This window comes from Amycolatopsis sp. CA-230715, from assembly GCF_018736145.1.
Lineage (GTDB): Bacteria > Actinomycetota > Actinomycetes > Mycobacteriales > Pseudonocardiaceae > Amycolatopsis.
In genome coordinates, this window is record NZ_CP059997.1 from 9,544,653 (window position 1) to 9,569,434 (window position 24,782).

Sequence of the window (24,782 nt, forward strand, 5' to 3'; positions counted from 1 at the left end):
GGTCACGATCCGACGGGCTCCCCGGCCCGGCATTGACGCGGCCGACCCCGCCGCCGTAGCTTTATGGAATCCAATGCCACAATGTGAAATACGTCGACGGCGGGCGGCGACCTCGCGAAAGGCAGGCCATGGCGGCACTTCAGGAGAACACCCCGGCGGAGACCATCGCCGCGCTGCTGGCGAGGGCGAAGGCCGCGCAAGCCGTTTTCGAAACCTACGACCAGCAGCGGGTCGACGACGTGGTGTGCGGTGCCGCGTGGGCGATCTACCGCGAGGACAGGGCCACCGAGCTGGCCGAGCTGGCGGTGCGCGACACCGGCCTCGGCAAGGTCGAGGACAAGATCGCCAAGAACCGGCGCAAGACGCTCGGCACGCTGCGCGACCTCACGGGCGCGAAATCCGTCGGCGTGCTACGGGAAGACCCGGTGAAGGGCATCGTCGAGTACGCGAAACCGGTGGGTGTCGTGGCGGCGGTGTGCCCGTCGACCAACCCGGCGGCGACCCCGGCGAACAAGACCATGATGGCGCTCAAGGGCCGCAACGCCGTCGTGCTCTCCCCCTCCCCCAAGGGCGAGTCGACCTGCCGGTTGCTCGTCGCCCACATCCACGCCGAACTGGACCGCGTCGGCGCGCCCCGCGATCTCGTGCAGTACGTGGCGTCGCCGACGAAAGAACTGACCGCCGAGCTGATGCGGCAGGCCGATCTCGTCGTCGTGACCGGTTCCCAGCGCAACGTCCGGCAGGCCTACCGCAGCGGCACCCCCGCGATCGGCGTCGGCGCGGGTAACGCGCCCGTCATCGTGGACGCCGACGCCGACATCGCCGACGCGGCCGAAAAGATCCGGCGCAGCAAGACCTTCGACCACGCGACGAGCTGTTCGTCGGAGAACTCGGTGCACATCCACGCCGCAGTGTACGAACGGGCGCTCGACGCGTTGCGGGCGCAAGGCGGCTACCTGCTGTCCGAAGTGGAGAAAGACCGCCTCCGCGGCGCGATGTGGCCGGACGGCAAGCTCAGCTCGGCCGTGACCGCTCAGCCACCGGAAAAGCTCGCGGCGCTGGCGGGCCTCGACTCGCCGGAAGCGCGTGGCGCGGCGTTCTTCATGGTCGAAGAGGACGGTGTCGGCCCGGAGCATCCGTTCAGCGGCGAGAAGCTTTCGGTGGTACTGACCGTCTACCGGTTCACGGACTTCGACTCCGCGCTCGAGAAAATCCAGCGCTTACTGGATTTCCAGGGCGCAGGGCACTCCTGCGGGATCCACACGCGCTCGGAGGACAGGGCGAGACTGGTCGCCGAACGGCTGCGCGTCGCACGGGTGCTGGTGAACCAGGCGCACTGCTTCGGCACCGGGGGCGGTTTCGACAACGGCCTCGACTTCACCCTGACCATGGGCGCGGGTACCTGGGCCGGGAACAGCATCTCGGAAAACCTTTCCTACCGGCACTTCCTGAACATCACGCGGCTGGCGCGGGTGATTCCCGAGCGCATCCCCGGCGAAGACCAGCTGTGGGGCCGTTACCACGAGACCTACGGGCGGTAAAGCACATGAACCTGCTGGAACACCAAGGAAAGCAGTTGCTCGCGCAGGCTGGCCTGCGCGTACCGCGCGGCACCGTCGTGACGGACGCCGACGGGGCAGAACGCGCCGCGGCGGCACTCGGCTGCCGCGTGGCGCTGAAAAGCCAGGTACCGTCCGGAAAACGGGGCAAGGCCGGTGGCATCCGCTTCGCCGGATCACCCGCGGAAGCGCGTCGGATGGCGGACAGCCTGCTGGGCTCCACGCTCGGCGATTCCGTGGTCGGCAAGCTGCTCGTCGAGCAGTGCGCGGAGATCCGGGACGAGTTCTACGCGGCCGTCCTCAACGACCCGCGTGGGAAGTGCCCGCTGGTGCTGTTCTCGACCTCGGGCGGGATGGACATCGAAGACGACCCCGCCGCCATCCGCAGGCTCGCCGTGGACATCCGCACCGGGCTGACGGAGGCGGGCGCCCGCTCCCTGCTCGACGACCTCGACCTCCCGGGACCCGTTGCGGCGCAACTGGTTTCGGTACTGCTGGCGATGTACCGGCTCTACGCGAACATCGACGCGGAACTCGTCGAGATCAACCCGCTCGCGCTCACCGGCACGGGCGAGGTGGTCGCGCTGGACAGCAAGATCACGCTCGACCCCGGCGCGCTGGAGCGGCACGCCGAACTACTCGCGGAACACCTCACGGGCGAAGATGCCACCGGCTCGGAACTCGAACAACGCGGCCGCGCGCTCGGCCTGCAGTACCTCGAACTGGACGGGGACGTAGGCGTCCTCGCCAACGGCGCGGGACTCACCATGACGACCCTCGACGCGGTCCACCACTACGGCGGACGGGCCGCGAACTTCCTCGAAATCGGCGGCGACGCCTACACCAAGGCCGTACCGGCGCTGGGGCTCGTGCTCGGCAACCCACGGGTGCGGAGCCTGGTGGTCAACTTCTGCGGCGCGTTCGCCCGTACGGACGTGATGGCCGAAGGCGTGCTCACGGCCATCGAAGAGCTGAAGCCGACGATCCCGATCTTCTTCTGCATCCACGGAACCGGCGAAGAGAAAGCGATCCAGCTCGTCCGCGAACGGCTCGGCGTCGACCCGTTCGACACGATGGACGAGGCGGTGCGCGCCGCGATCGACGCGGCGGCGACGGCGGAAGAGGTGGTGCGCTGATGCTGGTCTCCAGTGCGGACAAGGTGATCGTCCAGGGCATCACCGGGCGGCAGGGATCGTTCTGGGCGGAGCGGATGGCCGAGTGCGGCACCACGATCGTCGCCGGGGCGAGTCCCGGCAAGGGCGGCCGCGAGGTCGGCGGGGTGCCGGTCTACGACTCGGTGGCCGAAGCCGCCGAACGCGGCCCGATCGACGTCAGCGTGCTCTTCGTGCCCCCGCTCGCCGCCCGCAAGGCCGCCACCGACGCCATCGACGCGGGCGTCGGCCGGATCGTGCTGCTCACCGAGCACGTGCCCTACCAGGACGTCATGCACGTCCTCGCGCGTGCTCGCGATCGCGGCACCACGGTGCTCGGCCCCAACACGGCGGGCCTCGTCGTGCCCGGCGCCGCGTCGGTCGGCATCATGCCGGGGTTCGCGGACACGATCTTCCGGCCCGGTTCGGTCGGCGTGGTCTCGCGCAGCGGCAGCCTCGGCACGCTCGTCTCGCTCGACCTCGTGCGCGGCGGGTACGGCCAATCGGCGTTCATCGGGATCGGCGGTGACCCCATCCTCGGCACCACGACCCTCGACGCGGTGCGCGAACTCGACGCCGACGAACGGACCGAAGCCGTCGTGCTGGTCGGGGAAATCGGCGGTGCGATGGAAGAGGACGCGGCGTCCTACGTGGCCACGATGGACAAGCCGGTGGTGGCGTTCATCGCGGGGCGAAGTGCTCCTCCCGGCCGCCGGATGGGGCACGCGGGCGCCATCGTCGACGCCGGAAAGGGCGACGGTCAGTCCAAAGTGGACGCGCTGGAGGCCGCGGGTGCGATCGTGGTCGACCTGCCGGGCCAAATCGGCGATGCGCTGCGGGCACAGGGCGTGCGGCCTCGGTGACCGTCCGGACCGGACCGGGCCAAGGGGTGCGAAACACCCCACCGAGGGGTTAAGTTCAGGTGGCGCCAGTGGAGCCGAGCCGCAAGGGCAGCAAGGAGAACCCGTTGCCCAGAACGCTGATCGAGATCGACCGGTCGTCGCGGGAGCCGCTCTACCGGCAGGTGCGGCGCGCCATCGAACACGGCATCGCGGTCGGCACCTTCGACGTGCACCAGCGCCTGCCCAGCTCCCGCGAACTGGCCGCTGAACTGGGGGTCTCCCGCAACACGATCAACCTCGCCTACCAGGAACTGGTGGCGGAGGGGTACGTGGAGAGCAAGGAGCGCAGCGGCCTGTTCGTCAACTCGGAGATGCGGCCGCACTGCGCGGTCCAGGAGCACGACACCCGCTCCCGCATCGACTGGTCCGCGCGGATGCGCCGCTACCCCGACGCCGACGTCCCGCACATCGAAAAGCGCGCCGACTGGCACACCTACCCGTACCCGTTCCTCGCCGGGCAGACCGACGTCAGCGCCTTCCCCGCCCGGTCGTGGACGCGGTGCCTCCGCGACGCGCTGTACCAGCCGCACGTGTTCCACAGCCTGCAGGACAGCCTCGGCTCGGACGACCCGATGCTGGTCGAGATGATCTGCCGGCACCTGCTCACCTCGCGCGGGATCGAAGCCGACCCGTCCGAAGTGCTGGTGACGGTCGGCTCGCAGCAGGGGCTCGACCTGCTCGGCAGGGTGCTGCTCGGGCCGGACCAGCAGGTGGCCATGGAAAACCCGGGCTACCTCGACGCCAGGCACATCTTCCTGCGCACCGGCGCCGGTGTGCTGGGCATCGACGTCGACCACGGCGGTCTCAAACCACCGGAGTCGCTCAGCGGCGTCGACCTGCTGTACCTGACACCCAGCCACCACCACCCGAGCAACGTCACCCTGAGCATCGGCAGGCGGCGGCAACTCCTCGCGCTGGCCGCCGCCGCGGGCACGGTGCTGGTGGAGGACGACTACGACAGCGAGTTCCGCTACCAGGGCAGCCCCACCCCGGCGCTCAAGGCGCTCGACGGTACCGGCGACGCCGTCTACCTCGGCACGTTCTCCAAGTTCCTCTCCCCCGGCCTGCGCCTCGGCTACCTGGTCGGCCCGCGCGAACTCGTGCGCGAACTGCGGGAGGTGCGCCGATACGTGCTCCGGCACCCGCCAGGACACCTCCAACGCGCGCTGGCCCTGCTCATCGCCAGCGGCGAATACCACCGGGCGTTGCGACGCTACCGCGGCAAGCTGATGCGGAAATGGGAGACCACTTGTGGTGCGGTGCAGGAACACCTGCACTGGCCGCACGGCCCGTACCCTCCGGGCGGGGTGAGCCTCTGGATGACCGGCCCGCCCGAACTGGACTGCCGCGAACTGGTGCGGCGCGCCGAGGCCGAAGGCATCCTCATCGAACCGGGCGATATCTTCTTCCAGGGCCCCGACGCCCCGCTCAACCACTTCCGGATCGGCTTCGCGGCGGTACCGCACCGTTCGATCGAACCCGGTGTGCGGCTACTCGGCGAAGTCTGCGACGAACTGCTCGCACCTTGATTGCGGCTTCGCCCCCGATCCGCTCCGGGAATGCCGTGTGAGGGCCGGGGTTCGGCCCTCAGTACCGTCCTGGTGGGCCTTCAGGGCGTTGCGTCACGCGAGCGGGCCGTCGCCGCAAGAGCATCCGCCGGGCGCGGGTCGGTGCGATCGCTGTACCGCGACGCGATGCGCAGTTCGCCCCGCACCACCGCGCCTGCGACCAGGGAAAGCTTGGTCCTGTGCCGTCGGGCGTAACCGCGAAGAACGGAAAAGGCGTCACCAGCGGTCACGCGCAGCCGCTCCGCCAGGACACCTTTGGCCTGTTCGATGATGATTCTGCTGTCGAGCGCGTGCTGGAGCTGGACGATGACCGCGGCACTCCGGTTGACCCATTCGTTGAGCACGACGATGGCCGCTTGATCGGCCAGCGCCTGGGCGAGTTCGGCCGCCTCGGCATCGAGCTTGCCCGGCTGCTCGGACAGCAAGCTCATCGCACCCACGGCTTCCTCGCGCACCCGAATCGGGAGTGCGTGCACGGCGCTGAACCCGACCGTCCGCACCGCGGTGGTGAAGGTCGGCCAGCGATCTTCCGTTGCCAGGTCGGACGACCACACGGCGGTTCCGTTGCGGTAGGCCTCCACTCCGGGACCGTCACCGGCCAGCGGCTCGGGCCGTTCGACGGCACGGGGCCATCCGGAGGAAGCGGCCGCTGGGCACAACGTCCCCCGGCGATCGGCCAGCAGGACCCCGCTGGCCGACACATCGAGCAGTTTGACGCTGAGCTGCGCGAGGGTGTCCAGGTAGTCCTTGGGGTCGAAGTCGGCGACCAGTCGCCCGGAGAGGAGAACGAATGCCTCGCGTGCAGGCCGGTCCAGTGAATCCATCCCATGCCTCCCGCGATTACCGGCACATGTCGGACGCGCACCAACACTACGGAGAACACCCCGGCAAAACGCCCCCCAGCTGGTCTGATCACACCCCCCCCCAGGTAGAGGGAAGCCGTCGCCAGCCCGATCACGTAGCGGTGGGCGGCAAAAGCCCGATCCGGGTGGCGATGACGACCGCCTCGAGCTGGCTGTGCGCGCCGAGCTTGCGCAAGACGTTCTTGACGTGGCCGCGGGCGGTGTGCGCGCTCACGACTAGTCGTCGCGCGATCGCGTTGGTGGTCAGCCCTTCCCCCATCAGACCGAGCACCTCGCGTTCCCGGCGGGTGAGCCCGGTCCGGTCCGACTCGGGGACGGGTGCGAGCGCCGCGAGCGAGGTCTCCTCGACCAGGATCTTTCCTTCGATCGGGGTCCGGATCGCGGCCAGGATGTCGGGCAACGCGCTGTCCTTGGCCAAGAACCCGGTGGCGCCGGCGGCGACGGCCTCGGTGAGCAGACTGGGCTCGGCATTCGCGGTGAGAATAAGCACCCTGATGTCGGGGTAGGTCGCTTTGATCCGACGAGTTCCCTCGATGCCGTTCACACCAGGCAATCGAACGTCCATCAACACGGTATCGGGGCTGTGGCGGGCTACCAGAGCGAGCGCGTCCTCGACGGTGGCGGCGGCACCGACGCAGTTCAGGTCCGGTTGCGTGTCGATCGCGATTTCCAGTGCGTCGGCGAGCGTTCGCTGGTCCTCCACCACCAGCACCCTGGCCACGTTTTTCACCTTTCCCGTTCCCCTGCCCCAAATACTCCCGCACGCGAGTCGGTCCCGCTACTGTGGGAACCAACAACACCTCGCGTCGAGACGACGGGCGGTGGTACACGAGATGAATCGTGTGAACGCGTTGCTGCACGCGGGAGTGACCGAACGGAGCGGGTTCTCGTGAGCACCTACTCGTTCCGGCTCTACGTGGCTGGGCACACGGAACGGTCTCACGCCGCGCAGATGAACCTGCGCGCATTGTGCGAGGCGCTGTTTCCCGGCCGTTACCACGTCGAGGTAATCGATGTCACCGAAGAGCCGGGCCTTGCCGAGGAAGAACGAATACTGGCCACGCCGACGGTCATCAGGGTGGCTCCGCCACCACGGCAACGGGTGATCGGCGATCTGGCCGATCGTCGTCGCACGGCGTTGGCCCTCGGCCTGCCAGAGGTGGCCGCGTCTAGTCCGCAAGGGGATGCGACATGACCGACGAAGGTGTGATCAAGCGGATTCCCACCGGTATCAACGGTTTCGATCACGTCGCACTGGGCGGGCTGCCCACCGGCCGGTCGACGCTGGTCGCCGGTACCACCGGTACCGGAAAGACCTTGTTCTCCATCGAGTTCCTCGCCAGGGGGATCCAGCGTTTCGACGAATCGGGTGTGTTCGTCAACTTCGAAGAGAAGCCGGAGGACGTCCGTCGCAACGCGGCTTCGCTCGGCTTCCCGATCGAACAGTGGGAACGCGACGGGAAGTGGACGTTCGTCGACGCGGCCGCCGATGCCAACGAGGAGGCGCCGATTGTCGGTGCCTACGACTTCGGTGGGCTGGCCGCACGGATCGAGCACGCGATCCGTGAGAGCGGGGCCAAACGCGTGTCGCTGGACTCGCTCGGTTCGATCTTCAGCCGATTCCCCGATCCTTCGCAGGTTCGCCTGGAACTCCACCGGATCGCCGCCACGCTGGCTCGGATCGAGGTCACCTCGATCCTCACCGCGGAGCGCACCAGTGAATACGACGGTGTGTCCCGGCACAACGTCGAGGAGTTCGTGCTGGACAACGTGATCATCCTGCGCAACATCCTGGCGAACGAGCGGCGACGGCGGACCCTGGAGGTGGTCAAGTTCCGCGGCACCGCGCACCGCACCGGCGAATGGCTGTTCACGATCGATCCGCACGACGGGATCGTCGTCATGCCGCTGGCGTTCCTCACCCCGCTGGCACCGGCTTCCCACGAGCGGGTGTCCTCCGGCAACGCGGGGCTGGACAACATGTGCGGCGGTGGCGTGTTCAAGGACGCCATCGTCCTGCTTACCGGCCCGAGTGGCTCGGGGAAAACGCTGACCACACTGGGGTTCACCGCCGCCGGGATCGCGGCAGGCGAGCGCTGCCTGATCTACGCCCTCGACGAGAGCCGGGCCCAGCTGGGGCGCAACGCATCCGGCTGGGGGCACGACCTCGACGCCATGGAGGCCTCGGGCCAGCTCCGCGTCATCTGCGACTACCCCGAGGTCGCGTCGCTGGAAGACCACTTCCTGAGGATCAGGCGGGCCATCGAGGACTTCCGCCCGTCCCGGTTGGTCATCGACACGCTTTCCGCGCTGGAGCGCGTCGTCTCACCCCGGGCGTTGCTGGACTTCGTGATCTCGCTGGGCGTCGTGGTGCGGCACCACCAGGTGACCACGCTGCTCACCTCGGCGCCATCCGGACGGTTCACCCCTCAGCTCACGCCCGCGATCGCGGCCGAAATCGCCAGCCTCACCGACGTCACCATCAATCTCCGCTACGTCGAGACCGCGGGTGAGATCCAGCGCGCCATCGCCGTCCTGCAGACCAGGGGCTCCACCCACGACCCCAGCATCCGGCAGGTGACCGTGGACGCTGATGGCCTCCACATCGGCACGCGCCTTTCCAGCATCGTCGGCATACTGTCCGACACCCCCACGATCTCCGGGAGCGGGCCGCCGCCGGATGGCCCTCAGCAAGATGAATGAGCCCATCGGAGCCGGGTACGAGGACGACGTCAGCAGGCAGGTCGTCGCGGCGTCGGCCGACGGGATCCTTGCCGTCGACGGGACAGGGATCATCCGGCTCTGCAACCGGGCGGCCGAGGAGCTGTTCGCCCGTTCAGCTGCCGACCTGGTCGGCTCCCCGTTCGGGTTCCCGATCGCCGTCGGCGCCTCCGAGATCGACCTGATCCTGCCGGACGGCAAGCGCAGAGTGGTCGAGATGCGGGTCACCGCCACGACACTGCGCGACGAGCGGCTGCACGTCGCCGCGCTGCGCGATGTGACCCGTCACCGGGACGCCGAACACGCGCTGGAAGCGGCGCTGGAGCGGCAGAACATCGTCCTCGCGGTAGCGGCCCACGAACTGCACAGCCCGCTCGCCGCGATCAGCGTGCTGGCACACGTGTTGCGCGACAACGAAACCACCCTGCCCCGGCAACGAAGAACCGAGATCACCAATCGCATCATCGAGCGCACGACCTCCCTGCAGGCGCTGGTGCGCAAGATCCTGATCGCCTCGAGGATCGACGCCTCCGGCACCCGCCCGGTCGCCGAACGGGTGCCCGTCCTCGAAGTCGTCCTCGAGCAGCTCGCCGACATCGACCAGAACTCGAGACGAGTGCACGTGTCCTGCCCCGACGGCCTCGTGGCGGCCGTCGACCGCGCCGAGTTCTCCGAAATGCTCGGGAACTACTTGGAAAACGCGTTCGCCTACGGGCATCCGCCCGTCGAAATCCACGCCAGGGCGCGAGCCGACTGGGTCGAGGTCCGGGTCGTCGACCACGGCACCGGAGTACCCGACTCCTTCGTGCCCAACCTGTTCCAGCGGTTCAGCCGAGGGCCGAACTGCGAGCAACGGATCGAGGGAACGGGGTTGGGTCTGTGGATCGTCCGCACCCTCGCGCGAGCCAACGGCGGCGACGCCTGGTACGAACCCGACAGCCGTCGAGAAGCCCGCTTTTGCCTACGCCTGCGGCAAAGCGGCCCCACCCACCCGGCGCCGGGTGAACCGTGATCGCCGTGGCGTCGGTGTCGATCCCGCAACGCTCCGAAGGTGGCCTTCGGGGCGCTACATGCCCCGAAAGCCACCTTCGGGGCATGCCGGATGCGAGCTGCGGTGGTTCCGCGAGGTCAGGCGGGGAGCACGCTCGGTTCCCAAAGGGCCACCTTCGGGGACTCCAGCGCCACTTTCCCGGCCCTCACAGGCGTGCGGGCGGGGCTGCCGATGCCCCGAAGGCGGCCATCAGGGCACTAGACGACACAAATCCACCCCTCGCACACGAGGCCACCGCGACACGCATGCCCCGAAAGTGACCTTCGGGGCGCTCGATGCCCCGAACGCCACCTTCGGGGCATGCCGAATCAGCCGCCGAGGCGTGTGACGAAGGCGCCCCACGCCACCGGGGCGACGTCGAGGTGCCCGCTGTCGCGGTCCTTCGTATCGCGCACACCGATGGTCGGCGCGAGCCGGACTTCTACACAATCCTGCAAGTCCTTGCTCCGGCTCGACTTGAACCACGTTCCGGTGTCGCGGAGCATCGTCATTCTTCTTTCTCCAGTTCACTGAGCCGGTTCGCGATGGCCTCCGCTGTGGCTTCGGGAGTCATCGCCTTCTCTCGAACATCGTCGGCGGCTTGCCGGTGCGTTGCGATCTCTCGGGGCGCTTGCATAATGAGCCCGCTGCCATGTGTTTCCAGGACCGCGATCGATGGCACTTCGTCGGAGTCGATGAGCAGAAATGATCCGGTGAGCAACGGCGTCCAACCAGCCGAGTTCGCGACGAGTCGAACGTCCACATTGGAGTGACTCATCGACTCGAGAAGGTAACGCATCTGGTCAGCCATGATCTCAGGGCTGCCGATGATTTGCTGGATCGCCGATTCGCCGAGGAGAACGTTCAACTGCGCGGGGTTCTTGCGGGTAATGAGATGGCGTCGACCGATTCGTTCGGTCACCCGCTGATCGATCTCGTCCTCGGGCACGCCACCGTCGACCATGATCGCGCGGATCACGTCGTAGGTCTGGAGAACACCCGGAATCAGCAGCGGCGAAACCTGCGTGACCGCGGTCGCGGTCCGCTCGGCGGACAGCAACGCAGCAAGTTGCTGACGCCGTTCGGGCACCGTCACCGCGAGCCATTGCGACCGGCCCGCACCGTTCGCGAGGACCATCAGGTTGTTCGCAGCTTCGCCTTCGATGCCCAGGGCTTCGATGATCTCGGCAACGTCTTCGGGTTTCGGAGTCCGTTCCCCAGTTTCCCACCGTGCGATCAGTCCGGACGCCGACGGCTTCTTGCCCAGTAGTTCCGCCAATTTCCGTTGCGTGATCGCGCGTTCGTCGCGTGCCGCTTTCAGCGCATCGCCAAGGGCGGTTGTTTGCGCTGTACGCGCGCTGACAGCCATGCAGCACATCGTAGTGCAGATCCGGCAGGGCGCAGACATCACCCGATCAGGTCCTTGCACCACCCGCTGACCACGCTGACACTAGCACTGTCAGCTCAGTCAGCGTGTCAGCAATCGCTGTCGCGCATTAATCCTAGCGAGAGGGCTCCGCATGGAGAACGCATGGCGGACCACGCTCATCACGCAGGTGCGTGAACTGCCGAGCTGGAGAACGACGCAGCTCGTCGTCGGGCTCATCGAAACGGATCGGGGCATCCGGACTGCGATGCGGATCGGCGAGGACGGTCAGGTCGTGCTCATCGCCGACCAGGCCGCGAACGAGCACATCAAGCACATCAAGGCGACCCTCGCGGAGCGGGATCGGCTCACCGGCGAAGACGGGGCCGCGCCGTGATCGCACTCTGCCTGCGTCTCGCTCACCGGCTCGCCACCTGCGTACTACGGAGACGCGAAGCGCCGACCGCCAAGCGCACACGGGTCGTGCTCGACGAAGCGTACGGCTACGAGCATGTCGAGCCCCTCACTCCCAACGAGCTGGCGGATCTGCTGTGAGCTGGGCGAACTGCGACGACGGCAAGCGGCATCGGATCCTCCGCGAGTTCCGGAACCGTGACGGCGTGACGCTGCGGACCGCGTGCGGCGCCGCGCTCGGCCCGAGCATCCGGACCGCCGAGCGCAGCTGCGAAAAATGCGCCGCCGCCCGGAAAAACCAAGAACCTCCTCCGGCGGGACCGGTCCACCTATCCAGCTCGACTCCAGCGGAGGCCCGCTGTGTCCTTCTACGTGACCTACGTACGCCACGCCGACGGCGCCGATCCGGCAGTGCACCGGCTGCGGCACTACCGGGGCGAGGAGCGGGAAGTCCAAGTGGACTGCGGAAAGCGGTTCGTACCGTACGACCTGTTCCGCCTCGACGAGAACGAATGGCGCCGCGAGACCGCGTGTTCCGGTTGTGACGACCACCTGCTGGTCCTGACCGACGGCGAGAACTGCATCTGGCGGGAAGCACCCGACGAGCACGGACAGCCCACCGGCGAGTTCTACATCCCCGCCCCGCCGGGCGAATCCGGCGAAATCCCGGACGAGTTGACCCCGATGGCCGAGATCGTCCGCATGTGGGGCATCCGCAACCTGGGCTGATCGCCTCCGCATCGGTCCGGAAACCCCGGGCTGTCCGTTTCCGTCATTAAAGTGCGGTGCATGGTGTCGGTCGAGGAATTGGCCGGGCGCGTAACGCGTGTACTGGCGCTGATCGCCTCGGCACGAGCGAAACTCGGGCAGGCGTGTGAACTGGTCAATGAAGCCACAAAAGCATGGGCGGCAGCGACGCACGGGACTGTCGATCCCGAAATCGCGCAGCTGCCTGCACAAGGAGACGCGGAAAACGCAGCGCTCGCGCAATCGGCCGAGACCTTGCACCAGGCCGAGCAGACGCTCCGCACCTACCTCAACACCCTTGGCGCCAGTCGAGCCGCCCCGGATCGTCCGGCACCGGTCGCGCAATCACCGCCGACGGAGTCCAAACCGGATACGCGGGTAGAGCAGGCTCGGCAGCGCGTCGGACGTGCGACGACGGCCGGTGGCGAGGCACGCGGCGAGTGGGTGCGCTCGGATGGCTGGTCGGTTCGGATCACCAGCGGCGCGGGCGACCAGCACCATGACGCGGTGGTGGAGTTCGCGCGGACAAGTAAGCTTCCGCCCGCCGTAATCCGGCTAGCCAGACATGTCGAGGTCAAGGTGGCGGTAGCCATGCGGGAACAGCGGTTGTGTGAGGCGACGGTGGTGATCGACCGGCAGGTGTGCGGAACGCGGCCCTTCGACCAGGCACAGCCGTACACCTGCGACAGGTACCTGTCGCAGTTCCTGCCTCCGGGATCGCGGTTGCGTGTGGTGCAGGCGGACGGCACGGTAGTCACCTATACCGGAAAGGAACAGGAATCCGAATGACGCTCGTGGCAGCTGTGCCCACGTTCCGCGACGGCCTGCAAGGCGGCGAGACCGTCTCCGTCACCACCGACGAGGACGTGACGCGCTTGGTCGAACTGCTGACACAGCCCTGGGCCGACACGGGCAGCATTCAGACCGATGAGGTCGTGCTCGACGTGCACATCCACGACCGATGGGGTTACCTGCTCTACTCCGGCGAAGCCGGGTACCTCATCACTGATGGCGATCCGGACTCGCCCGCCGCGCCATCGGAGACCGGATTCCCCGCCGGGAGCGGGCTCTCCGTCAGCCGGATCATCGATGCCCTCCGCGAGTTCGTCCGGACACAACGGCTACCGGAGGCCGTGCCATGGCGGGACGCGGGAGCGTGACGGAGCAACTCCCGTGACGATCAGGTTCGTGGCCGAAGCAGTCACCGCGTCCGAAGACCCGGATCTCGCGTGCCGGACCGCCGGTATCGCCGAAAACCGCGACGGCAGCGGGTTCTTCCTGCTCTTCCAAAGCGGTCTCACCGAGCCGGACGAGCAGGACATCGCGCTCGGGATGGATTCCCACTGCCTGATCACCCCGGACGGCGGCACCGCCTACGCGTGCGTCACCGAACTCGCCTTGGCGGACAGTTTCCTCCGCGTCGTCGTCGCCGAAGAGGCCCGGGAGCCGCTCGGGTTGGACGACACCGAGATCGAGGCACGCCTCGCGGTCAGCGAAAGCGACGTCGCAGCGCTCCGCGAGGGTTTGCGGCCCATCATGGACTTCGGCCGCCCGTCGGCACGCCCCACGCTCCTTCAGCTCTGAACCTCCAACTGGTACCACCCGCGCGTCGAATTCTGGACCTTTCCACCGGGCCTGTGGTGCCGCAGTGTCGTCACACCCGAACGAGGAGGTTCTGGTGGAGCGCTTTCCCCGACCGGCCGAGCAGGACCGAGCGGCGGATTTCGTCGCGCTCGGCGGCACCGTCCGCACGATGGACGCCGCGGGCACCGTCGCCGGTGGGCTGGCCGCGCGCGACGGGCGGATCGTCGCGGTGGGGTCCGATCGGGACGTCGCAGCGCTGATCGGCGCCGACACCACCGTGCTCGATCTCGACGGCCGCACGGCGCTGCCCGGGTTCGTCGAATCGCACAACCATCCCGCGTTCTTCGGTCTGACGCTCGCGGCGCCGGTCGACGCGGGGAGCCCGCCGAACGACACCATTTCCGACATCGTGGACCGCGTCGCGCAGGCGGTGGCCGATCGGGGTCCCGGCGAGTGGATCCGCGGCTACCGCTACGACGACACCCTCCTCGCGGACAACCGGCATCCCACCCTGGCCGATCTCGACCCGGTTTCCCGGCACAGCCCGGTGGTGCTCACGCACGTCTCCGGGCACTTTTGCGTGGCGAACTCGGTCGCGCTGCGGACGGTCGGGATCACCGCGGCCACCCCGGACCCGCCGGGCGGGCACATCGCGCGGGACGAGCACGGCGAACCGACCGGCCTGCTCGTCGAGACCGCGGCCTTCCTCGTCACCTCGCGCCTGCCGGGTCAGGGCGTGGACGAGCTGACCGAAGCGCTGCTGCTCGCCGACCAGGAGTACCTGGCGAACGGCGTCACCTCGGTGCACGACACCGGCGTCGGACTGATCGGCGGAGCGACCGAACTCGAGGCTTACCAAGCACTTCTGCGCGCCGGGAAGCTGCGGACCAGAACGCGCGGCTACCTCATCGACCGCCTCGTGCCGGGGCTGGCCGACGGCCGTCCCGAGCCACCGGACCTGGCCAAGGCGAGCGAGCGGTTCACGATGGCCGGGGTGAAGATCATCGCCGACGGGTCGATCCAGGGCCGCACCGGTTGCCTCGCCGAGGGCTACGCGTGCGCACCCGACGAACACGGGATGATGCTGCTCGACCCCGCCGAACTCGGCAGCCGCATCGCGTCGCTGGACGCCGCGGGCTGGCAGGTCGCGGTGCACGGCAACGGTGACGCCGCGATCGAGGCGATCATCGACGGCTACGCGAAGCTCGGTTCCCCGGCGGGGACCGGGCGCCGCCACCGGATCGAGCACTGCCAGACGGCGCGCGAAGACCAGCTCGACCGGATGGCCGCGCACGACGTGCTCGCGTCCTTCTTCATCAAGCACGTGTACTACTGGGGCGACCGGCACCGCGACGTGTTCCTCGGCAACGACCGGGCGCGCCGGATCAGCCCGCTGGCGTCGGCGCGGTCCCGCGGAATCCACTTCGGACTGCACTCGGACACCCCGGTGACCCCGGTGCCGCCACTGGAGGGCATCTGGTGCGCGGTGCGGCGGCGCACGCGCGACGGCGAGGTGCTCGGGCCGGAGCAGGCGGTCAGCGTCGACGCCGCGCTGCGCGGCTACACCATCGACGCGGCCTACCTCGCCGGTGAAGAGAACCTCAAGGGCAGCCTGGAGATCGGCAAGCTCGCCGATCTCGTCGTACTCTCCGAGGACCCCGCTTCCGGTGACCCCGACCGGATTCGCGACCTGTCGGTCGAGGTGACCGTGAGCGGCGGCGAAATCGCCTGGGACCGCGCGACCGTCAGGAGTGCCCGATGATCAGGAGCTGGCCGAGTGTCCTCATCGGACTCGGCATCCCGGCCGCCGCGCTGCTGATCGGCATCCCGCTCGTCTCCGGCAGCACCGCGTCGGTCTTCGGCATCCCGCTCGTGTTCTTCTGGGTGTTCTGCTGTTGCCCGCTGACCACCCTGTGCCTGTGGGTCAGCTGGCGCTTCTTCGACCGCGCCCACTACCCCGAGGAGAGCTGATGCTCATCGCGATGGTGGCCGTCGTGATGGCGGCGTCGATCGGGCTCGCGGTGTGGGCGGGCCGCGGCTCGCGCGGTGGCGGGATCTCCGAGTTCCTCGTCGGCGGGCGATCCTTCCCCGCCTGGCTCATCTACTTCCTCGCGGTCGGCGAGGTCTACAGCATCGGCACCATGATCGGCTTCCCGAGCGGGATCTACGCGCACGGCGCGAGCTACGGGATCTGGTTCATCGGCTACATCCTGCTCGCCTACTCGCTGGGCTACTTCCTCGCCCCGCTGGTCTGGCGCGCCGCGAAACGGCACCAGGCGATGACCGTGCCCGACGTGTTCGGCAGGCACTACCGCAGCCGCCCGCTCGAACTCATCACCTGCGTGACGATGCTGATCGCGCTCGTCCCGTGGGGCCAGTACCAGTTCATCGGGTTGCAGGTGGTGCTGAGCAACCTCGGGCTGAGCCTGAGCCCGGTGCAGTGCGTCGTGCTCGCCGGGATCATCGCGTTCGTCTACATCGCCGTGTCGGGGGTGCGCTCGCCCGCGTTCGTCTCGATCCTCAAGGACTTCTTCATGCTCCTCGGGGTCGTGCTGGTCGGCGTGGCCGCGGTGCTCGCGGCTGGTGGCACCGCGAAGGTCAGCGGCCCGGAGGTGCTCAGCGCCGCGCAGACCACGATGGGCGGCAACGATCTGCTGTTCGCGATGACCACGATCGCGTTCCAGAGCGTCGTGTTCTACCTCGGTTTCGGTGGCGCGTATGTGTTCCCGGCCCGGTCCGAGCGGGCGGTGAAGACGTCCACGGTCTGGATGCCGATGTACATGCTGATCTACCCGTTCCTGGTGCTCGCCGCCTACTACGGGGTCAGCGCGCATCCCGGACTGTCCAATCCGAACACCGTGTTCATGGTGACCGCCAAGGGTTTGCTGCCCGAATGGCTGCTCGGCCTGGTGGCCGCGGGCGCCGCGCTGTCCGGGGTGCTCGTGCTCGCCGCGACCGCGCTGTCGATCGGCGGGATGATCAGCCGCAACATCGCGCCGAACGTGTCACCCGGGGTGCAGCGCCGGTGGACGGTGGTGGCGGTGGCCGGGTTCCTGGTGCTCGGGGCCGTGCTCACGCTCGTCGCGTCGACGCTCATGCTCACCGTGCTGAACCTGACCTACAACCTGCTCGCGCAGGTGGTGCCCGGCTGGCTGGCGATCCTGTTCGCGAAACGGGTGCGCACCTCGGCCGTGGCCGCCGGGATGGTGGCGGGCGTGGTGACGGCGATCGTGCTGTACGCGACCGGCGCCACCTTCGGCGGAATCAACCCCGGCCTGGTCTCGCTCGGGCTGAACCTCCTCGTGGTGTTCGGCTGGAGCGCCCTCGCCCCCGGTACCGAACGCCTACCGGTGGCTCGCGGCACCGCGGACGAAGAGCAACCGGCTGCGGGACACGCGACCGCACCGGTCTGAGCCGGGCTTTCACCGGTCGCTCGTCTAAAGTGGACCCGGTGCGCCGGACCGAACGAAATCTCGACGAGTGATCCCCCTTGTCCTCGCCGCCGTGGCGGCGGCTCTGGCCCGCTCGCTCGCGGCGCTTCGGCTGCAGCGCTGGTACCTCGGCGCCCCGGCGATCATGGTGCTCACCGGGATCCTGGTCGGCCTCGGCGTCCGGGATTCGGTGGCGGCCGCGCTGAACACGGAGGTCGCCCAGCACGTCGCCGAGATCATCCTGGCGTTCCTGCTGTTCGTCGACGCCACCGAAATCCGGGGCGGGCGGTTGTGGGGAAACTCGCCGAAACTGGTCGCCAGGGTGCTCCTGTTCGCCCTTCCGGTGAGCCTCGCGGCGGCGATGCTGCTCGGCGCGGTGCTGTTCCCGGAGCTGTCCTGGGCGATGCTGCTGGTCATCGCGTGCATCGTGGTGCCGATCGACTTCGCGCCGAGCGAGCACGTCGTCCGTGACCGGCGGTTGTCGGCGCGGGTCCGAAGCGTGCTGAACATCGAAAGCGGCTACAACGACGGCATCGTATCGCCGGTGTTCTTGTTCGCGTTGCTGCTGGCCGGTGCCGACTCCACGGTCAGCACGCCGATGGACGCGCTCGGCACTGCCGTCCGCCAGGCGGCGCTGGCCATCGCCGTTGGGCTCGTGCTCGGCGGGTTCGTCGCGTGGTTGATGCACCGGTCGGAGCGGGCGGGCTGGATGACCGCGCAGTCGCGCCGGATCGCGGTCCTGCTGACCCCCTTGGTCGCCTACGCCGGTGCCGTCCAGATCGGCGGAAACGGCTTCGTGACGTCGTTCGTGTGCGGAATCGCCTTCCGCTACGTGCACCGCCTGCTGATCGCCCGTAGCATCCACCGCACGCCCACCGCGCAGCGCGGTCACGCACTGACCGCGCTCACCCGGGACTTCGGGCTGATCGAGGACGTCACCGCGCTGATGACCATGACCATGTGGTTCGTGGTCGGGCTCGTCGCCGTGGTCGTGGTCGCCGACGGAGTGAGCTGGCAGGCCATCGTGTTCTGCGTCGCGGCGCTCACGGTCGTCCGGATCGTCCCGGTCCTCGCGACGCTGACCGGTTCCTCGCTCCCCGGCCGGGACAGGCTGCTGGTCAGCCTGCTCGGCCCGCGCGGAACCACGACGATCGTGTTCGGCCTGATCGCCTTCAACGGCCTCCCTGACGGCATCCCCGCCTACACCGTTCTGGTGACCACTGTGCTCTGCGTGCTGGGCAGCGTGGTGCTGCACGGCGCGGGTTCGGACCCGACCATCCGCTTTCTCGCCGCAGACCGTCAGCGACAATGACGATCATGAGCGTGGTGTTCGTCGACGGCTGGCTGGGTCCCGATCCTGGCGACTGGCAGGAACTGTGGGCCCGCGAGCTGCCCGGTTCGTCCCGCGTGGCGCAGGACGAATGGGTGGAGGCCGAGCGCGGCGCCTGGGTGCGCAGGCTGGGCGAGGTACTGGGGAAATGTCCCGAACCAGCGGTGCTGGTCGCGCACAGCCTCGGCTGCGTCACGCTGGCGCACTGGGTCGCCGAGGGCGCCCCGTCACCGGTCCGCGCCGCACTGCTGGTCACCCCGGCGGACGTGGAAACCGTGCGGGAGCCCCAAATCCGCAAGTTCGCACCGATCCCCCGCACCCGGTTCCCGTTCCCCACCATCCTCGCCGCGAGCCGGAACGACCGGTGGATGACACCGGAGCGCGCGCGGTCGTTCGCGGAGTCGTGGGGCGCCCGGTTCACCGACGTCGGCGAGGTCGGACACCTGACCGTCGGCGACGGTTTCGGCCCGTGGCCGCAAGGACGCGCGCTGCTGGACTCACTGGCGGATCAGGGCGAGTAGTTCGCGGAAGAGCGCGTAACCCGTGCCTTCCGCGGTGTCGAGCACGCGGGAGCGGCGGTAGTACTGGCTCAGGTCGAGATCCACGCCGACACCGTGAACCTCGACCGCGCCGCCCTGTTCTTGGCCGAGCACGACCTCCTTGAGGTGGTTGCCGAGGTAGTCCCGGTCGTTCACCAGATCCGTGGCGCTGTCCATGGGACTTCCGTCCGACACCACGAAAAGCAGACGCCTCGCGTAGTCGCCGTCGACAGCGCGGCGGCACGCCCAGCTCACGGCTTCGCCGTCGATGCCTTCCCGGAACAGGTCCGGTTTGAGCAGTGCGGCGATGCCCCGCTTCGCCCGTCGCCACGGCGTGGCCGCGTCCTTGAACACCAGGTGCCGCCGCTCGTTCAACCGGCCGGGGTGGGCGGGCCGCCCGGCCCGCAGCCAGTCCCGCTTCGCGCGGCCGCCGTGCCAGGCGCCGGTGGTGAAACCCAGGACTTCGCAGTGCGCGCCCGCCATTTCCAGTGCGCGCGCGAAGATGTCCGTCAGCATCGCGATCGACTCGCCGTGCTCCCGCATCGAACCGGAGCAGTCGATCAGGAAGGTCACCAGCGCGTCGGCGACCGGTTCGGTCCGCTCGGTGCGGAACAGCCGCCGTTCCCCTGGCGACGTGATCAGCCGCGCGAGCGCGCGACCGTCCACATAGCCCTCCTCCTTGCCACCGTCCCAGCCGTCGCGAACGGGTTCGGCCAGCACCGCGCGGAGTTCTCGGGCGAGCCTGGCGAGGTTCACCCCCTGCCTGGCCACGCGCCGGTCGAGGCGCTCGCGGTAGTCGGCCAGCAGCGCCGGGCGCACCGCCGTCGTCGCGGCGACCTCCGTGTCGTAGACCGTGGTGAAGACCCGGTAGCCGCCCGCCGCTTCGGCGAGCACCGGGCTGTGCCCCGGCGCGGCGGCGCTGCGCGGTTCGTCGCCGTCGTCGTCGAAGTCCATCAGCAGCGCGAAATACGGCCGGTACTTCGGCTCCTCGTCGCGCGCGTCTTCGTCCTCGTCGCTGGAGGCCGCGGTCAGCATGGCGCCCACCGCGTGCGCGATCGCCAGCGCGTGCACCGCGTACGCGGCCTGATCGCCGCGGTGCCGTCGAAGCCCGGCGAGATCGTGCCCGAGCACCGGCGCGATCGCGGCGCGGGTCGCCTCGATCAGGTCGTCGGCTTCCTCGACGACCGGCTGGGCGGTCACCCTCGCCCGGCAGATCTGCGCGACCGTGCAGATCAGCAGCCCCCGCGCGGTGTCGGCGAGCCCGGACACGACGAATTCCCGCGTCCACTCCTCGAAGCGGTGCCGCAGGTTCGCCGCGACTCCCGGCATCTCCTCCGGTGCAGCCGCCTCGACGCGGAACTGTTCCAGCAGCTCGAAAACGAGGCGCTCCACCGTCCCGTTAGGACTGAGCCGGGCGTGGAGCGCGGCGTCGGATCCGGTCAGCCGCAACGCCATCCCGTCGGCAGCGCCGCGGAACGAGCCGAAGTCCGCGGTCTCGGGCGGGTAGAGCTGCGGCGCGCGCACGGGCACCGGCCGACGACCGCGGTACGGGCGCGCCCCGCGGAAGTGCAGCGCCGGTTCGTTCCCGAGCGCCCGGATCGCGGCGGCGCACAGCTCTTCGACGTGGTGGCGCCGCCGGGTTTCCGCCTGGCGCGCTGCCGCGGTCATGCCGTCGCCGCGAGCCGGTACGACTCGTCCAGCTCGCTGCCGAAGCAGCGCTGGAAGTACTCGGCGACGGTCTCGCGCTCCGCCTCGTCGCACTTGTTGACGAAGGTGAGCCGGAAGGCCAGCGCGGGATCGCGGAAGATCTCCACGTTCTCCGCCCAGCCGATCACCGTGCGCGGAGACATCAGCGTGGACAGGTCACCCGCCCGGAACCCCTTCCTGGTCAGGTCGGCGACGGCGACCATGGACGCCACCAGCGCGCGGCCCGCCTCGTCAGCGAGGCCGGGGACCCTGCTCAGCACGATGGCGATTTCCTCGGCGGCGGGCAGGTAGTTCAGCGACGCCACGATCGACCACCGATCGATCTGCGCGTGGTTGAGGCGCTGCGCGCCGTGGTAGAGCCCGTTGAGGTTGCCGAGGCCGACCGTGTTGGCGGTGGCGAAGAGCCGGAACCCCGGATGCGGTGTCAGCACCCGGTTCTGGTCCAGCAGCGTGAACTTGCCGTCGCGTTCGAGCAGCCGCTGGATGACGAACATGACGTCGGGGCGGCCCGCGTCGTACTCGTCCAGGATCAGCGCCACCGGCCGTTGCAGCGCCCACGGCAGAACGCCTTCCTGGAATTCCGTGACCTGCTTGCCTTCGCGCAGCACCACGGCGTCCTTGCCGACGAGGTCCAGCCTGCTGAGGTGCCCGTCGAGGTTGACCCGCACGCACGGCCAGTTGAGCCGCGCCGCCACCTGCTCGATGTGGGTGGACTTCCCGGTGCCGTGCAGGCCCTGCACGAGCACTCGCCGGTCGTGGCTGAACCCGGCCAGGATCGCCAGCGTCACGTCGGGGTTGAAGCGGTAGGCCTCGTCGATGTCCGGCACGTGCTCACCGCGCTCGCGGAACCCTTCGACGACGAGCGGTGAGTCGATGCCGAACACATCGCGCACGCGGAATGGGTGTCGCATCGAACGTCCCTTCAGGAAGACATGCTGTCGGTGGTCTCCGGCGCGCCCTCGGCGTCGACCTTGCTGATCATCTCCGCCGCGCGCTGCAGCGCGGGCAGCGTCTGGAGCGCCTTGTCCGCGGTGAGCCGCATGACCGGCGCCTGCACCGCCACGCACAGGTTCGACCGCCCGCCGGAGGCGTTCGGGACGAGCACCGCGACGCACACCAGGCCGGGCAGGTACTCCTCGTCGTCGAGGGCGAACCCGTCGCGGCGGATCCGGCCGAACTCGTCTTCGAGCGCGTCGAGTTCAGTCACCGTCTTCGGCGTGTACCGCTTGAGCGGCGCGTGCGCCAGCAGCTTGCGGCGCTGGGCGGGGCTCATCTGCGACAGGATCATCTTGCCGCTGGCCGAGCTGTGGATCGGCACGCGCGAACCGGGCCGCAGGTAGAAGCGCAGCGGCTCGGGCGTCTCCACGCGGTCCAGGTACACGACCTCGTTGCCGGACAACGTGGTCACGTTGCAGCTCTCCCCCAGCTCGTCGACGAGGTGCCGCAGCACCGCGTGCCGCGCGCCGTGGTGGGTGGCGTTGAGCAACAGGTTTTCGGCCAGCCGCCGCAGCCGCAGCCCGGTGCCGTAGTGGCGGCCGTCGGACTGGCGGATGAGCAGCCCGGCGCCTTCCAGCTGCTGCAGCATCCGGTGCAGCGTCGGTTTCGGCAGGCCGGTCTCCTCGACCAGGCCCTGCAGGCTCACCAGCTGGTCCTTGGCCGCGATCAGCTCGAGCAGCGAAAACAGCCGCATGGTCGGCGTGTCCCCGTTGACGCCCGCGGGATCCGGCTCGCGAATCAACTCCATGGTTCCGAAAAGTAGCACACAGCGTCTCGTTTTTCATATCTACGCGTTGACTCGGCTCCTCCCAGCGCTCTACAGTCGGCTCGATCTCGATATCCGGATCGTCACGTACCGCTTTTCGCGGTCCGTCCCAGCGAAGGAGTGGAAAATGAGCGAGCAGACGCCGGACACCGGCCGCGTCGTGGCGAGCGGCCCGCAGAAGATGACCCCGTCGGAAGCCTTCGTGGAGACGATGGTCGCCAACGGCGTCACCGACATCTTCGGCATCATGGGGTCGGCGTTCATGGACGCGATGGACATCTTCGCCCCGGCGGGCATCCGCCTGATCCCGGTCGTGCACGAGCAGGGCGCCGGGCACATGGCCGACGGCTACGCGCGCGTCAGCGGCCGCCACGGCGTCGTCATCGGGCAGAACGGCCCCGGTATCAGCAACTGCGTCACCGCGATCGCGGCGGCCTTCTGGGCGCACAGCCCGGTGGTGATCGTGACCCCGGAGACCGGCACCATGGGCCAGGGCCTCGGCGGTTTCCAGGAGGCCGACCAGCTCCCGATGTTCCGCGAGTTCACCAAGTACCAGGGCCACGTCAACAACCCGAAGCGGATGGCGGAGTTCACCGGCAGGGTGTTCGACCGCGCGATGTCGGAGATCGGCCCGACGCAGCTGAACATCCCGCGCGACTACTTCTACGGCGAGATCACCGCCGAAATCCCCCAGCCGCAGCGGCTCGACCGCGGCGCCGGTGGCGACCGCAGCCTGGACGAGGCAGCCGCGCTGCTGGCGAAGGCGGAGTTCCCGGTGATCATCTCGGGTGGCGGCGTGGTGATGGCCGACGGCGTCGAGGAGTGCAAGGCGCTCGCCGAACGGCTCGGCGCGCCGGTCGTCAACAGCTACCTGCACAACGACTCCTTCCCGGCGAGCCACCCGCAGTGGTGCGGCCCGCTCGGGTACCAGGGCTCGAAGGCCGCCATGAAGCTCATCGCGAAGGCCGACGTCGTGGTCGCGCTCGGCTCGCGCCTCGGCCCGTTCGGCACGCTCCCCCAGCACGGCATGGACTACTGGCCGAAGGACGCGAAGATCATCCAGATCGACGCGGACCACAAGATGCTGGGACTGGTCAAGAAGATCACCGTCGGGATCTGCGGTGACGCCAAGGCGAGCGCCGCCGCGCTCGTCGAGCGGCTCGCCGGGAAGACCCTCGCCTGCGACGCCACCACCGAGGCCCGCGCGGCCGACATCAAGTCCGAAAAGGACGCTTGGGAAGCCGAGCTGGACGCCTGGACGCACGAGACCGACCCGTTCAGCCTCGACATGATCGAAGAGCAGGCGAACGAGGAAGGCAACTGGCTGCACCCGAGGGAAGTGTTGCGGGAGCTGGAAAAGGCGATGCCGGAGCACGTCATGGTGTCCACCGACATCGGCAACATCAACTCGGTCGCGAACAGCTACCTGCGTTTCGAGGAGCCGCGTTCGTTCTTCGCGCCGATGAGCTTCGGCAACTGCGGTTACGCGCTGCCGACCATCATCGGCGCCAAGACCGCGGCGCCGGAGCGCCCCGCGGTGGCCTACGCGGGCGACGGCGCGTGGGGCATGAGCATGGGCGAGATCATGACCGCGGTCCGCCACGACATCCCGGTGACCGCGGTGGTGTTCCACAACCGCCAGTGGGGCGCGGAAAAGAAGAACCAGGTGGACTTCTACAACCGCCGCTTCGTCGCGGGCGAGCTGGAGAGCGAGAGCTTCGCCGGTATCGCGCAGGCGATGGGCGCCGAAGGCATCGTCGTGGAGAAGCTGGACGAAGTCGGCCCTGCGCTGAAGCGGGCCGTCGACGCCCAGATGAACGAGGGCAAGACCACCGTCATCGAGATCATGTGCACCCGCGAGCTCGGCGACCCGTTCCGCCGCGACGCGCTGTCGAAGCCGGTGCGGTTCCTGGAAAAGTACCGCGACTACGTCTGATCCGAAGAAGTCCCCGAAGGCCACCTTCAGGGCGTCTAGCCCGCTTTTTCCCACCCTCGCGAGTACGCGGGCCCGGCTGCCGATGCCCCGAAGGTGGCCTTCGGGGCGCTCAGGTCCCCAAAAGCCACCTTCGGGGCATCGCGAGGGCAGGGCCACCCGCCGTGGTGGGCTT

The 24,782-nt window shown here is 68.8% G+C and carries 25 protein-coding genes; 18 read left to right on the forward strand and 7 right to left on the reverse strand.

Features of this window, described 5'->3' with window-relative positions; translation table 11 throughout:
• Positions 1-83 precede the first annotated feature (83 nt).
• The 4 genes from sauS to pdxR all read left to right on the forward strand — a co-directional run bounded on the left by sauS (position 84) and on the right by pdxR (position 5,141).
• Positions 84-1,541: an acylating sulfoacetaldehyde dehydrogenase gene (sauS, locus tag HUW46_RS44110; RefSeq protein WP_256451406.1), complete on the forward strand. Its 1,458-nt coding sequence runs from the start codon at positions 84-86 to the stop codon at positions 1,539-1,541.
• A gap of 5 nt (positions 1,542-1,546) precedes the next feature.
• Entirely contained in the window at positions 1,547-2,695 is a 1,149-nt protein-coding gene (locus tag HUW46_RS44115; RefSeq protein ID WP_215544584.1) for a succinate--CoA ligase subunit beta, read from the forward strand.
• Positions 2,695-3,573: a succinate--CoA ligase subunit alpha gene (locus tag HUW46_RS44120; RefSeq protein ID WP_215544585.1), complete on the forward strand. Its 879-nt coding sequence runs from the start codon at positions 2,695-2,697 to the stop codon at positions 3,571-3,573. The genes HUW46_RS44115 and HUW46_RS44120 overlap by 1 nt, the downstream gene beginning before the upstream one ends.
• A 104-nt stretch (positions 3,574-3,677) precedes the next feature.
• Positions 3,678-5,141 carry a MocR-like pyridoxine biosynthesis transcription factor PdxR gene (gene pdxR, locus HUW46_RS44125; protein ID WP_215550474.1) on the forward strand — a complete coding sequence of 488 codons (1,464 nt, stop codon included), beginning with the start codon at positions 3,678-3,680 and terminating at the stop codon, positions 5,139-5,141.
• 80 nt (positions 5,142-5,221) lie between these two features.
• On the opposite strand, the gene HUW46_RS44130 is transcribed toward pdxR, so the two are convergent.
• Together HUW46_RS44130 and HUW46_RS44135 are read right to left on the reverse strand one after the other, a co-directional pair.
• Positions 5,222-6,004 carry a GAF and ANTAR domain-containing protein gene (locus tag HUW46_RS44130; protein ID WP_215544586.1) on the reverse strand — a complete coding sequence of 261 codons (783 nt, stop codon included), beginning with the start codon at positions 6,002-6,004 and terminating at the stop codon, positions 5,222-5,224.
• 130 nt (positions 6,005-6,134) lie between these two features.
• The gene (locus tag HUW46_RS44135; RefSeq protein ID WP_215544587.1) at positions 6,135-6,764 is read right to left on the reverse strand and encodes a response regulator; all 630 of its coding nucleotides are present in this window, start codon (positions 6,762-6,764) and stop codon (positions 6,135-6,137) included.
• 168 nt (positions 6,765-6,932) lie between these two features.
• Here HUW46_RS44135 and HUW46_RS44140 point away from each other — a divergent pair, with 168 nt between their 5' ends.
• Genes HUW46_RS44140 through HUW46_RS44150 form a run of 3 tightly spaced genes read left to right on the forward strand, consistent with a single transcriptional unit; the run spans position 6,933 to position 9,776 of the window.
• Complete coding sequence (locus tag HUW46_RS44140) at positions 6,933-7,238, forward strand: circadian clock KaiB family protein (protein WP_215544588.1); 306 nt, start codon at positions 6,933-6,935, stop codon at positions 7,236-7,238.
• Complete coding sequence (gene kaiC, locus HUW46_RS44145) at positions 7,235-8,746, forward strand: circadian clock protein KaiC (protein ID WP_215544589.1); 1,512 nt, start codon at positions 7,235-7,237, stop codon at positions 8,744-8,746. Before HUW46_RS44140 ends, kaiC begins: the two co-directional genes overlap by 4 nt.
• Positions 8,739-9,776 (forward strand): sensor histidine kinase, encoded by a 1,038-nt coding sequence (locus HUW46_RS44150; RefSeq protein WP_215544590.1) that lies wholly within the window; start codon positions 8,739-8,741, stop codon positions 9,774-9,776. The genes kaiC and HUW46_RS44150 overlap by 8 nt, the downstream gene beginning before the upstream one ends.
• Before the next feature lie 347 nt (positions 9,777-10,123).
• Here the strand turns inward: HUW46_RS44150 and HUW46_RS44155 are convergent, their stop codons facing one another.
• Both HUW46_RS44155 and HUW46_RS44160 read right to left on the reverse strand, forming a co-directional pair.
• Entirely contained in the window at positions 10,124-10,306 is a 183-nt protein-coding gene (locus HUW46_RS44155; RefSeq protein ID WP_254125559.1) for a DUF397 domain-containing protein, read from the reverse strand.
• Positions 10,303-11,163, reverse strand: coding sequence for a helix-turn-helix domain-containing protein (locus HUW46_RS44160; RefSeq protein ID WP_215544591.1), 861 nt, complete (start codon positions 11,161-11,163; stop codon positions 10,303-10,305). The genes HUW46_RS44155 and HUW46_RS44160 overlap by 4 nt, the downstream gene beginning before the upstream one ends.
• Before the next feature lie 151 nt (positions 11,164-11,314).
• Between HUW46_RS44160 and HUW46_RS44165 the strand changes: the two genes are divergently transcribed.
• From HUW46_RS44165 to HUW46_RS44210, 10 genes are all read left to right on the forward strand, one after another.
• Positions 11,315-11,557, forward strand: a complete 243-nt coding sequence (locus HUW46_RS44165) for a hypothetical protein (protein WP_215544592.1) — start codon at positions 11,315-11,317, stop codon at positions 11,555-11,557.
• Positions 11,558-11,934: 377 nt separating this feature from the next.
• On the forward strand, positions 11,935-12,303 hold the full coding sequence (locus tag HUW46_RS44170) for a hypothetical protein (RefSeq protein ID WP_215544593.1): 369 nt from the start codon (positions 11,935-11,937) through the stop codon (positions 12,301-12,303).
• Between the two features lie 60 nt (positions 12,304-12,363).
• A complete protein-coding gene (locus HUW46_RS44175; RefSeq protein ID WP_215544594.1) occupies positions 12,364-13,110 on the forward strand; it encodes a DddA-like double-stranded DNA deaminase toxin in 747 nt (248 codons plus the stop codon).
• Complete coding sequence (locus HUW46_RS44180; protein WP_215544595.1) at positions 13,107-13,481, forward strand: Imm1 family immunity protein; 375 nt, start codon at positions 13,107-13,109, stop codon at positions 13,479-13,481. Before HUW46_RS44175 ends, HUW46_RS44180 begins: the two co-directional genes overlap by 4 nt.
• Positions 13,482-13,494: 13 nt before the next feature.
• The gene (locus tag HUW46_RS44185) at positions 13,495-13,905 is read left to right on the forward strand and encodes an Imm10 family immunity protein (RefSeq protein ID WP_215544596.1); all 411 of its coding nucleotides are present in this window, start codon (positions 13,495-13,497) and stop codon (positions 13,903-13,905) included.
• Positions 13,906-14,074: 169 nt separating this feature from the next.
• Positions 14,075-15,667: an amidohydrolase gene (locus HUW46_RS44190; RefSeq protein WP_215550476.1), complete on the forward strand. Its 1,593-nt coding sequence runs from the start codon at positions 14,075-14,077 to the stop codon at positions 15,665-15,667.
• Entirely contained in the window at positions 15,664-15,876 is a 213-nt protein-coding gene (locus tag HUW46_RS44195) for a DUF3311 domain-containing protein (protein WP_215544597.1), read from the forward strand. The genes HUW46_RS44190 and HUW46_RS44195 overlap by 4 nt, the downstream gene beginning before the upstream one ends.
• Entirely contained in the window at positions 15,876-17,318 is a 1,443-nt protein-coding gene (locus HUW46_RS44200) for a sodium:solute symporter family protein (RefSeq protein WP_215544598.1), read from the forward strand. Before HUW46_RS44195 ends, HUW46_RS44200 begins: the two co-directional genes overlap by 1 nt.
• A gap of 67 nt (positions 17,319-17,385) precedes the next feature.
• Positions 17,386-18,648, forward strand: a complete 1,263-nt coding sequence (locus tag HUW46_RS44205) for a cation:proton antiporter (protein ID WP_215544599.1) — start codon at positions 17,386-17,388, stop codon at positions 18,646-18,648.
• A 5-nt stretch (positions 18,649-18,653) separates the two neighbouring features.
• On the forward strand, positions 18,654-19,187 hold the full coding sequence (locus HUW46_RS44210) for an RBBP9/YdeN family alpha/beta hydrolase (RefSeq protein WP_215544600.1): 534 nt from the start codon (positions 18,654-18,656) through the stop codon (positions 19,185-19,187).
• On the opposite strand, the gene HUW46_RS44215 is transcribed toward HUW46_RS44210, so the two are convergent.
• Genes HUW46_RS44215 through HUW46_RS44225 form a run of 3 tightly spaced genes read right to left on the reverse strand, consistent with a single transcriptional unit; the run spans position 19,164 to position 22,656 of the window.
• Positions 19,164-20,873: a cobaltochelatase CobT-related protein gene (locus HUW46_RS44215; protein ID WP_215544601.1), complete on the reverse strand. Its 1,710-nt coding sequence runs from the start codon at positions 20,871-20,873 to the stop codon at positions 19,164-19,166. The two genes, HUW46_RS44210 and HUW46_RS44215, sit on opposite strands and share 24 nt — an antisense overlap.
• Positions 20,870-21,823 (reverse strand): AAA family ATPase, encoded by a 954-nt coding sequence (locus HUW46_RS44220; protein WP_215544602.1) that lies wholly within the window; start codon positions 21,821-21,823, stop codon positions 20,870-20,872. The genes HUW46_RS44215 and HUW46_RS44220 overlap by 4 nt, the downstream gene beginning before the upstream one ends.
• Before the next feature lie 11 nt (positions 21,824-21,834).
• Positions 21,835-22,656 (reverse strand): IclR family transcriptional regulator, encoded by an 822-nt coding sequence (locus HUW46_RS44225; RefSeq protein WP_215544603.1) that lies wholly within the window; start codon positions 22,654-22,656, stop codon positions 21,835-21,837.
• Between the two features lie 145 nt (positions 22,657-22,801).
• Between HUW46_RS44225 and xsc the strand changes: the two genes are divergently transcribed.
• Positions 22,802-24,610: a sulfoacetaldehyde acetyltransferase gene (gene xsc, locus HUW46_RS44230; protein ID WP_215544604.1), complete on the forward strand. Its 1,809-nt coding sequence runs from the start codon at positions 22,802-22,804 to the stop codon at positions 24,608-24,610.
• Positions 24,611-24,782: the final 172 nt, after the last annotated feature.

Coding starts and splice junctions, on each gene's coding strand:
- HUW46_RS44195 (WP_215544597.1), top strand. CDS start 15,664: ATGATCAGGAGCTGGCCGAGTGTCCTCATCGGACTCGGCATCCCGGCC.
- HUW46_RS44120 (WP_215544585.1), top strand. CDS start 2,695: ATGCTGGTCTCCAGTGCGGACAAGGTGATCGTCCAGGGCATCACCGGG.
- HUW46_RS44200 (WP_215544598.1), top strand. CDS start 15,876: ATGCTCATCGCGATGGTGGCCGTCGTGATGGCGGCGTCGATCGGGCTC.
- HUW46_RS44150 (WP_215544590.1), top strand. CDS start 8,739: ATGAATGAGCCCATCGGAGCCGGGTACGAGGACGACGTCAGCAGGCAG.
- HUW46_RS44180 (WP_215544595.1), top strand. CDS start 13,107: ATGACGCTCGTGGCAGCTGTGCCCACGTTCCGCGACGGCCTGCAAGGC.
- HUW46_RS44165 (WP_215544592.1), top strand. CDS start 11,315: ATGGAGAACGCATGGCGGACCACGCTCATCACGCAGGTGCGTGAACTG.
- HUW46_RS44175 (WP_215544594.1), top strand. CDS start 12,364: ATGGTGTCGGTCGAGGAATTGGCCGGGCGCGTAACGCGTGTACTGGCG.
- HUW46_RS44220 (WP_215544602.1), bottom strand. CDS start 21,823: ATGCGACACCCATTCCGCGTGCGCGATGTGTTCGGCATCGACTCACCG.
- HUW46_RS44155 (WP_254125559.1), bottom strand. CDS start 10,306: ATGACGATGCTCCGCGACACCGGAACGTGGTTCAAGTCGAGCCGGAGC.
- HUW46_RS44130 (WP_215544586.1), bottom strand. CDS start 6,004: ATGGATTCACTGGACCGGCCTGCACGCGAGGCATTCGTTCTCCTCTCC.
- xsc (WP_215544604.1), top strand. CDS start 22,802: ATGAGCGAGCAGACGCCGGACACCGGCCGCGTCGTGGCGAGCGGCCCG.
- HUW46_RS44215 (WP_215544601.1), bottom strand. CDS start 20,873: ATGACCGCGGCAGCGCGCCAGGCGGAAACCCGGCGGCGCCACCACGTC.
- HUW46_RS44225 (WP_215544603.1), bottom strand. CDS start 22,656: ATGGAGTTGATTCGCGAGCCGGATCCCGCGGGCGTCAACGGGGACACG.
- HUW46_RS44210 (WP_215544600.1), top strand. CDS start 18,654: ATGAGCGTGGTGTTCGTCGACGGCTGGCTGGGTCCCGATCCTGGCGAC.
- HUW46_RS44160 (WP_215544591.1), bottom strand. CDS start 11,163: ATGGCTGTCAGCGCGCGTACAGCGCAAACAACCGCCCTTGGCGATGCG.
- HUW46_RS44115 (WP_215544584.1), top strand. CDS start 1,547: ATGAACCTGCTGGAACACCAAGGAAAGCAGTTGCTCGCGCAGGCTGGC.
- HUW46_RS44190 (WP_215550476.1), top strand. CDS start 14,075: ATGGACGCCGCGGGCACCGTCGCCGGTGGGCTGGCCGCGCGCGACGGG.
- kaiC (WP_215544589.1), top strand. CDS start 7,235: ATGACCGACGAAGGTGTGATCAAGCGGATTCCCACCGGTATCAACGGT.